Origin of the sequence: Rhodanobacter sp. PCA2 (assembly GCF_013620825.1) — a bacterium.
Lineage (GTDB): Bacteria > Pseudomonadota > Gammaproteobacteria > Xanthomonadales > Rhodanobacteraceae > Rhodanobacter_A.
Genome location: NZ_NJIC01000004.1, coordinates 1 through 8,657 on the forward strand (window position 1 = coordinate 1; position 8,657 = coordinate 8,657).

Consider the following 8,657-nt stretch of genomic DNA (forward strand, 5'->3'; position numbering starts at 1 on the left):
GGCGGCCGCCGCAGGCGCGGCGGCGGCAGGTTCGGCGGCGGTGGCGGCCTTGGCCGGTGCAGCCGCCGACGTGGCGGCATCCTGCGCCATCGCCGCGACCGCGGTCATGGCGAGCAGCAGCGCCGCGGCAGGCCCCAGCACGGCGGGTCGAAAACCTGCGAACCGAAAACTCATACACTTCCCTCCCAGATACTGTCGAAGGCTGCCACCGCTTGCCGGCTCCGGCGCCACGGGCAGAAACCAACGGATTATCCCCGTGCCCTCGCGCTCCGGTCAAACCATGCCCAACCCGCTTCAAGGCGCACGATTCGTGCTCGCCGCCCATCGCATCAGCCAGCTGCCCGCCGACCTCGGCGCCGAGGTGGCGTTCGCCGGCCGCTCGAATGCGGGCAAGTCCAGCGCGCTCAACGCCCTCACCGGCCACAAGGGGCTGGCGCGCACGTCCAAGACGCCCGGCCGCACCCAGCAGATGGTGGCGTTCGCGCTGCCGCCGCTGGCGCAGGGCGAAGGCCAGGCGCCGCTGGAGGTGCGACTAATTGACCTGCCCGGCTACGGCTATGCCAAGGTGCCGGAGGACTTGCGCGCGCACTGGAAGCAGGAGATCGACGCTTATCTGCACCGCCGCAGGAGCCTGCGCGGGGTGGTGCTGATCGCCGACATCCGCCATCCGCTCAAGGACTTCGACCGGATGATGCTGGACTTCTGCTTCGCCACCGGCCTGCCGTGCCACCTGCTGCTGACCAAGGCCGACAAGCTCTCGCGCAACCAGGCCGCGCAGGCGCTGGCGGCGATGCGCAAGAGCTTTCCCGACGGCCTGCACGCCACCGCGCAGGTGTTTTCCTCGCCCGCAGCCACCGGCGTGGACGAGGCGCGCGAGCGGGTGGTGGAGCTGCTGCGCACGCCGCGCGAATGACGGTTTTGCCGCAGCGGCAGATCGCCGCAGCGGCCGTGAAAGGGCGGCTTACGCGGAAAGGTTCTCGATGAACACCGCGCACAGCGCTTCCATGCCGGCGCGGTCGTCCTCGTCGAAGCGCGCCACGTGGGGGCTGTCCACGTCCCACACGCCGAGCAGGCTGCCGTCGGCCTTCACCAGCGGCACCACGATCTCCGACTGCGAGGCGGCGTCGCAGGCGATGTGGCCGTCGAAGGCGTTGACGTCGCGCACCACCTGGGTCTGCCCGGTCTGCGCGGCGGTGCCGCAGACGCCCTTGCCCAGCGCGATGCGGATGCAGGCCGGCTTGCCCTGGAACGGGCCGACCACGAGCTCGCTGCCGTCGTACAGGTAGAAGCCGCACCAGTTGAGCCCGGGCAGGCTGTGGAACACCAGCGCGGAGAAGTTCGCCGCATTCGCGATCAGGTCGCGCTCGCCGGCCAGCAGCCCCCGTGCCTGCTGCGCGAGATCGGCGTAATGCTCGCGCTTGTTCGCATAGGTCTGGTTCTTCACTTCGAACATGACACGGGTCCGGCGGCGAAACACGTATTATGCGCGCGTCGCCCTGATGAGGTCCGCACATGAGCCTGGTCGAGCATCGCGAAGGAATCGAGGCGGGACGGCTGGACATGTTCGTGGACGGCGCCTTCGCGTTCACGCTGACCCTGCTGGCGATCGGCGGCGAGACCATCCCGAACACCGCGGAGAAGCTGCTGCACATCCTGGCCGGCGTGCCGGCCGCGGCCATGTGCTTCGCCCAGATCGCGTGGATGTGGCATGGCCACGTGCAGTGGCGCCATCTGTGCACGCGCTCCACGCGCACCGGCCTGCTGCTGTCGCTGCTGCTGGTGTTCTTCGCGCTGATCTTCGTCTACCCGCTGCACATGGTGTTCGGGTCGGCGTGCTACAGCCTGAGCGGCGGCGTGCTCTCCAGCGATCTCGCGGTGCAGATGAGCAGCGACGCACGGACGATGTTCGTCTGCTACGGCCTGGCCTACATCGCCATGGCCGGCACGTTGACCCTGCTCTTCCGGCATGCCATGCGCCTGAACCCGACGGGTACCGAGGAGCATCGGCAGGCCGGGATCAGGACGGTGATGTGGGCGGTTCCGACGGCGGTAGGGTTGCTCTCGGCGCTGACGGCGCTGGTGGTGCCGACGGGCCTGCTGGCGCTGGCGGGTTTCGAATACGCCCTGTTGGGCCTGATCGGCCCGGTGATCGCCTGGTACAAGCGCCGGTACATCACTGAATGACTGCGGCGCTGTTCGTCGCCGGCACCGACACCGGCATCGGCAAGACGCACGCCGCCTGCACGCTGCTGCACGCGCTGCGCGCGAACGGCCTGCGCGCCTGCGGCATGAAGCCGGTGGCCAGCGGTTGCGCCGAGACGCCGCAAGGCCTGCGCAACGACGACGCCCTGGCGCTGCTGGCGGCGGGCAGCGCGCCGCTGCCGTATGCGCGTATCAACCCGGTGGCGCTGCGCGAACCCTGGTCGCCGCACCTTGCCGCCGCGCACGCGGGCGCGACGATCGCGCTGGCGCCGTTGCGCGTCGCGTTCGACGCCTTGTGCGCCGAACATGACGCCGTGGTGGTGGAGGGCGTGGGCGGCTGGCGCGTGCCGCTGGCGCCGGGGCTGTTCGCCTCGGCGATCGCGCAGCAGTGGAACCTGCCGGTGGTCCTGGTGGTGGGCCTGCGGCTGGGTTGCCTCAGCCATGCGCTGTTGAGCGCCGAGGCGATCCTCGCCGACGGCTGCCGCCTCGTCGGCTGGATAGCCAACCGCATCGATCCGGCGATGGCGGCCCCGGAACAGAACCTCGCCAGCCTGCGCGAACTGCTGCCCGCGCCTTGCCTCGGGGTGCTGCCGCACGGCGTGGCGCCGGCGCAGGCGGCCGCCGGGCTCGACCTGGCGGCACTGATGCTTGAATTCGCCTCCGACATGCCGGACCGTGGGCATGCTGGGAAAACCTCGCAGGGAGAAGCCATGACCGCTCGCAACCATTACTACCTTTCCATCGCCGATCTCGCGCATGCGCGGGGCAGCGACCCTGCGCTGGGCTGGAACGGCGCCGGCCCCGCCGATTTCGCCGCCGCGCTGGAGGAGGCGCTGCGCAGCCCGTCGCTGTTCGAGCGCTGGCGCGCCGGGCAGCCGGAGCCGGACGAAGTGGACCCCGCGCTGGGCGCCACCGATGCGCAGGCGCAGGTGCATGCGCAGGTGGCGGATCTGCACGTCGAGGTGGACGTGCAGACCAGCCTGCCGATGAGCCTGCTGCGCCAGCGCCTGAACTGGCTGATCGGCGCGGCGTGGCAGTTGCACGACGTGCGCCCGGGCTGAGCAGCAGCCGTTCCGCACGAAGTTTCGCTGCGCTGCGGCTGGCAAAAAACCGTTCGGTGTCGCTAGAGTCGTGGGCTGACACTTCTTTGCCCGCGCCCAGCGCGCACCGACCGGGAATACCGCATGTTCCGTCTACGCATGATCGTCATCGCCACCAGCATCGCCCTGGGCGCCTGTTCGCAAGGCTCGAACGAGGCCGGCAAGTCCGCGCCGGCACCGGCCTCCACCGCACCGGCCGCGCCGTCCAGCGCGGCCGCGCCGGTGGCCGACGCGAACGCCGCCAATCCGTTCTTCGCCGCCAGCACGCTGCCGTTCCAGGCGCCGCCGTTCGACAAGATCAAGGACAGCGACTACCAGCCGGCGATCGACAAGGGCATGGCCGACCAGCGCGCCGAGTGGCAGAAGATCGCCGACAACCCCGAGGCGCCCACGTTCGAGAACACCTGCGTGGCGCTGGAGAAGTCCGGCGCGCTGCTCGACCGCGTGATGATGGTGTTCAACGGCGTCGCCGCGGCCAACACCAACGACACGCTGCAGAAGGTGCAGGAAGACGAGGCGCCGAAGCTCGCCGCGCACGACGATGCCAAGTATCTCGACGGCAAGCTGTTCGACCGCGTGCAGAAGGTCTACGACGAGCGCGCCACGCTGAAGCTCGATCCGGAATCGCTGCGCCTGGTCGAGGTGACCTACCGCAACTTCGTCCATCACGGCGCCAAGCTGTCCGACGCCGACAAGACCAGGCTGAAGGCGCTCAACCAGCAGTCGTCCACGCTGGAGGCGCAGTTCAACAAGCGGCTGCTCGCCGCCGCCAAGGACAGCGCGCTGGTGATCGACGACAAGGCGAAGCTCGACGGCCTGTCCGACGAGGACATCGCCGCCGCGGCGCAGGCCGCCAAGGATCGCGGCCTCGACGGCAAGTGGGTGGTCACGCTGCAGAACACCACCCAGCAGCCCGCGCTGCAGAGCCTGAAGGACCGTGCCACCCGCAAGGCGCTGTACGAGGCCTCGTGGAACCGCGCCGAACTGGGCAACGCCGACGACACCCGCGACATCATCGAGCAGCTCGCGCAGATCCGCGCGCAGGAGGCCAAGCTGCTGGGCTTCCCGAACTACGCCGCGTGGACGCTGCAGGACCAGATGGCGAAGACGCCGGAAGCGGTGATGGGCTTCATGAACAAGCTGGCGCCCGCCGCGGTGGCGCGCGCGAAGCAGGAAGGCGCCGAGATCCAGGCGCAGATCGACAAGGACCAGGCCGCGCTGCACCAGCCCAGCTTCAAGCTGGAGCCGTGGGACTGGCAGTACTACGCCGAGCAGGTGCGCAAGGCGAAGTACGACCTGGACGAGTCGCAGATCAAGCCCTACTTCGAACTGGACAACGTGCTGCAGAACGGCGTGTTCTACGCCGCCAACCAGCTCTACGGGCTCACCTTCAAGGAGCGCAAGGACATCCCGGTGTACAACCCGGACGTGCGCGTGTTCGAGGTGTTCGACAAGGACGGCAGCTCGATGGCGCTGTTCTACTGCGACTACTTCAAGCGCGACAACAAGCAGGGCGGCGCCTGGATGGACAACTTCGTCGGCCAGTCGAAGCTGATCGGCACCAAGCCGGTGATCTACAACGTCGCGAACTTCACCAAGCCCGCGGCCGGCCAGCCCGCGCTGCTGTCGTTCGACGACGTGATCACCATGTTCCACGAGTTCGGCCACGCCCTGCACGGCATGCTCGCCGACGAGCAGTACCCGACCCTGTCCGGTACCAGCACCGCGCGCGACTTCGTCGAGTTCCCCTCGCAGTTCAACGAGCACTGGGCGACCAACCCCAAGGTGTTCGCGAACTACGCGAAGAACTACCAGACCGGCGCGCCGATGCCGCAGGCGCTGGTCGACAAGATGAAGAAGGCCGGCAAGTTCAACAAGGGCTACGACATGACCGAGCTGGTGGCCGCCGCCATGCTCGACATGAACTGGCACATGCTGGGCGCCGACGCGCCCAAGCAGGACGCCGACAAGTTCGAGGCCGCCGCGCTGAAGAAGGACGGCGTGGACTTGAGCTACGTGCCGCCGCGCTACCGCTCCAGCTACTTCCTGCACATCTGGAGCAACGGCTATTCCGCCGGCTACTACGCCTACCTTTGGACCCAGATGCTCGCCGACGACGCCTTCCAGGGCTTCACGGAACACGGCGGCCTCACCGCCGAAAACGGCCAGCGCTTCCGCGACATGATCCTCTCGCGCGGCAACACCGTGGAGCTTTCCAAGCTGTACAAGGACTGGCGCGGCAAGGACCCGAGCATCGAGCCGATGCTGGAGAATCGCGGCTTGAAGGATGCGCCGAAGAAGTAAGGCGGCCGGATCGGTGCATCTCGAAGGGCCGGCCTATGCCGGCCCTTTTATTTTCAAATTCCGTCCTGTTAACTAGCAAATAGATTGCTATAACTTTAGAATCCGGCCATGGCCCGCCCCAGCCGCTCCGCCGAGATCGACGACGCCCTGCTGCAGGCCGTGGCAACGCACCCGCGCGACCTGGTCGGCATGGTGGCGGCGCAGCTTGGCCTGTCGGGCGCGCGGGTCAGCATGCAGGTGCGCGAGCTGGTGGCCGAGGGCTATCTGCGCAAGGAAGGGACGACGCGCCCCACTTACGCGATCGGGGCCAACCGCCGGTTCCGGCAGAGCTATCCGCGCGCAGGCCTGGCCGAGGACGTCCTCTGGTCGGCGCAGTTGGCGCCGTTGCTGCGCGACGTGTCGCGCAATGTCGTGGACATCGCGCATCACGGCGTGACCGAGATGGTCAACAACGCCATCGATCACTCCGAGGCCACGCATGTCTTCGTGCACATGGAGCTGCGCGATGGGATGCTGTCGCTGACGATCGCCGACGACGGCGTGGGCATTTTCCGCAAGATTGCGCGTGCCCTGGATCTGCCGGACGAGCGGCTGGCCTTGCTGGAGCTGTCCAAGGGCAAGTTCACCACCGATCCGCGAAACCATTCGGGCGAGGGCGTGTTCTTCACCTCGCGCATGTTCGGCAGTTTCGGGATCGTGTCCGGGGGACTGGTGTTCTCGCACGACGAAGGGCACGGGAAGGACGTGCTGTTCGATTTCGACGACATGCCGCAGACGGGCACGCTGGTCTTCATGGCCATGCGCACGACGTCCGCCCGCACTGCCAAGCAGGTGTTCGACGAGTATTCCAGCGGCCCGGACGACTACACGTTCGCCAAGACCGTGGTTCCCGTGCGCCTGGTCCAGGTGGGCGACGAGAATCTGATTTCGCGTTCGCAGGCGAAGCGCCTTTTGCAGCGCGTGGACAGGTTTCGCCACGTGGTGCTCGACTTCGCCAGCGTCAGTGCCATCGGGCAGGCATTTGCCGACGAGATATTCCGCGTATTCGCCCAGGCGCACCCGGAAGTCGAACTGGTGCCCATCCACGCCGTGCCGGAAGTGCAGCAGATGATCCGGCGCGCCGAGGTGGCGCGCGATCATGACGGCGGGCAGTTGCCCCTGCTCTGAGCTGTCCTCAGTACGCGAACTCGCGGAACACCGGGTCCACGCTGCCGCCCCAGGCGCCGTGGAACAGTTCGAGCTTGCGTTCGGCCGGGGTCTGGTTGGCTTCGACGATCTCGATCAGCGGTTCGAGGTAGATGCGTTCGTCGGCGTCGTTGCGGTTGAGCATGCCGCGGCGCTGGAGGCCGTGGGCGGCGATCTTCAACATCTCGCGGGCGAGTTCGCGCACCGTGGCCTGGCGGAACGGCAGCTTCAGCGCCTGCCTGGGCACGCCGTCGCGCAGGGCGTGGCGCTCGGCCATGGAAAAGTCCTTGACCAGGTCCCAGGCGGCGTCCAGCGCCTCGTCGTCGTAGAGCAGGCCGACCCACAGCGCGGGCAGCGCGCACAGGCGGTTCCACGGGCCGCCGTCGGCGCCGCGCATTTCGAGGTACTGCTTCAGCCGCACTTCGGGGAAGGCGGTGGTGAGGTGGTCGGCCCAGTCCTTCATGCTGGCCTTCACGCCCGGCAAGGCGGGCAGTTCGCCGGCGATGAAGCGCTTGAAGTCCTGGCCGGAGAGGTCGATGTAGCGGCCGTCCTGGTAGCTGAAGTACATCGGCACGTTCAGCGCGTAATCCACGTAGCGCTCGTAGCCGAAGCCGTCCTCGAACACGAAGTCGAGCATGCCGGTGCGGTCGGCGTCGGTGTCGGTCCAGATGTGCGAGCGGTAGGAGAGGTAGCCGTTCGGCTTGCCCTCGGCGAACGGCGAATCCGCGAACAGCGCGGTGGCGACCGGCTGCAGCGCGAGGCTGGTGCGGAATTTCTTCACCATGTCCGCTTCGCTGGAGAAATCCAGGTTCACCTGCACGGTGCAGGTGCGCGTCATCATGTCCAGGCCGAGCTGGCCGACCTTGGGCATGTATTCGCGCATGATCTTGTAGCGGCCCTTCGGCATCCAGGGCATTTCGTCGCGCCGCCACTTCGGCTGGAAGCCCATGCCGAGGAAACCGAGGCCGAGGCCCTCGGCCACCGAGCGCACTTCGTCCAGGTGGGTATTCACCTCGCAACAGGTCTGGTGGATGGTTTCCAGCGGCGCGCCGGAAAGCTCCAGCTGGCCGGCGGGCTCCAGCGTGATGTTGGCCTTGCCGCGGGTGAGCGCCACCGGCGTCTCGCCCTCGCGGGCGATGTCCCAGCCATGGCGCGCGGCGATGCCTTCGAGCAGGGCGCGGATGCCGCGTTCGCCCTCGAACGGTGGCGGCTTCAGGTCGTCGGTGCGGAAGCCGAACTTCTCGTGCTCGGTGCCGATGCGCCAGGCCTCGCGCGGCTTCTCGCCGGCGGCGAGGTAGTCGGCAAGCTGCTGGCGACCCGCGATCGGGGTGCTTTTGACGGCACTGGGTATGGACACGGGACGTCCTCGCTGGTGGAGCCATCGACTATGGAGGCGTCGCGCGGCCACGAAAAGGGGTTGACGGAAAATTTTTGTACGAGGCGGTACAGATGGTCGGCGCTCCGTGCCGCGCGGTGTGCGGGGAACCATAGTTTGGCCGTTTTGGCCAAACTATGGTTTTCGGAAAGCATAGATTGGCCGTACGGTACCCACGAGCGTCCTGAAGGACGGTCGGTTGACAACCGATGGGAGTCCAGCGGAAGTCCGCAATGACATTCCTATCGCAGGTGAGCCATTGTCGTGCCCGGCCACTGCACTGCCCCCGCCGCGGTGGACTTGCGTCCCACCACTCAGTAGGTAGGCCAACCCCTCGTCACTCTCGGCTGGGTGCGTGTCTGCTGCGTCGGACCCCTCCCGGACGCTCGCTGAGAAGAAGGTCTACCAAGACCTCATCCCCGGCCGGGGGCGGTTGAGCAAGAACGCATCCGTGGGCGGTCGCCTGGCGGACGCTGGAGCAGGCCGTTGCC

At 67.7% G+C, this 8,657-nt stretch carries 7 protein-coding genes and 1 pseudogene; 6 read left to right on the plus strand and 2 right to left on the minus strand.

Features of this window, described 5'->3' with window-relative positions:
• Positions 1–280 precede the first annotated feature (280 nt).
• Positions 281–913: a ribosome biogenesis GTP-binding protein YihA/YsxC gene (gene yihA / locus PCA_RS01145; protein WP_181300283.1), complete on the plus strand. Its 633-nt coding sequence runs from the start codon at positions 281–283 to the stop codon at positions 911–913.
• Positions 914–961: 48 nt separating this feature from the next.
• Here yihA and PCA_RS01150 read toward each other — a convergent pair whose 3' ends face one another.
• Positions 962–1,453, minus strand: coding sequence for a GAF domain-containing protein (locus PCA_RS01150; protein WP_181300284.1), 492 nt, complete (start codon positions 1,451–1,453; stop codon positions 962–964).
• Positions 1,454–1,512: 59 nt separating this feature from the next.
• Between PCA_RS01150 and PCA_RS01155 the strand changes: the two genes are divergently transcribed.
• From PCA_RS01155 to PCA_RS01170, 5 genes and pseudogenes are all read left to right on the plus strand, one after another.
• Positions 1,513–2,184: a TMEM175 family protein gene (locus tag PCA_RS01155; RefSeq protein WP_181300285.1), complete on the plus strand. Its 672-nt coding sequence runs from the start codon at positions 1,513–1,515 to the stop codon at positions 2,182–2,184.
• A pseudogene (gene bioD / locus PCA_RS01160) lies at positions 2,181–2,822 on the plus strand (dethiobiotin synthase); the annotation flags it as partial. The gene PCA_RS01155 and the pseudogene bioD, both read left to right, overlap by 4 nt.
• Positions 2,823–2,912: 90 nt before the next feature.
• Positions 2,913–3,263 (plus strand): hypothetical protein, encoded by a 351-nt coding sequence (locus tag PCA_RS17330; protein WP_219918452.1) that lies wholly within the window; start codon positions 2,913–2,915, stop codon positions 3,261–3,263.
• Positions 3,264–3,386: 123 nt separating this feature from the next.
• Complete coding sequence (dcp, locus tag PCA_RS01165; RefSeq protein WP_181300286.1) at positions 3,387–5,606, plus strand: peptidyl-dipeptidase Dcp; 2,220 nt, start codon at positions 3,387–3,389, stop codon at positions 5,604–5,606.
• Positions 5,607–5,714: 108 nt separating this feature from the next.
• The gene (locus PCA_RS01170) at positions 5,715–6,773 is read left to right on the plus strand and encodes a DUF4325 domain-containing protein (RefSeq protein WP_181300287.1); all 1,059 of its coding nucleotides are present in this window, start codon (positions 5,715–5,717) and stop codon (positions 6,771–6,773) included.
• Positions 6,774–6,780: 7 nt separating this feature from the next.
• On the opposite strand, the gene PCA_RS01175 is transcribed toward PCA_RS01170, so the two are convergent.
• The gene (locus tag PCA_RS01175; protein WP_181300288.1) at positions 6,781–8,148 is read right to left on the minus strand and encodes a glutamate--cysteine ligase; all 1,368 of its coding nucleotides are present in this window, start codon (positions 8,146–8,148) and stop codon (positions 6,781–6,783) included.
• Positions 8,149–8,657: the final 509 nt, after the last annotated feature.

What these genes read in the sequence shown, in the direction of transcription:
- yihA (WP_181300283.1), top strand. Translation starts at nt 281, where the DNA reads ATGCCCAACCCGCTTCAAGGCGCACGATTCGTGCTCGCCGCCCATCGC.
- PCA_RS01150 (WP_181300284.1), bottom strand. Translation starts at nt 1,453, where the DNA reads ATGTTCGAAGTGAAGAACCAGACCTATGCGAACAAGCGCGAGCATTAC.
- PCA_RS01155 (WP_181300285.1), top strand. Translation starts at nt 1,513, where the DNA reads ATGAGCCTGGTCGAGCATCGCGAAGGAATCGAGGCGGGACGGCTGGAC.
- PCA_RS17330 (WP_219918452.1), top strand. Translation starts at nt 2,913, where the DNA reads ATGACCGCTCGCAACCATTACTACCTTTCCATCGCCGATCTCGCGCAT.
- dcp (WP_181300286.1), top strand. Translation starts at nt 3,387, where the DNA reads ATGTTCCGTCTACGCATGATCGTCATCGCCACCAGCATCGCCCTGGGC.
- PCA_RS01170 (WP_181300287.1), top strand. Translation starts at nt 5,715, where the DNA reads ATGGCCCGCCCCAGCCGCTCCGCCGAGATCGACGACGCCCTGCTGCAG.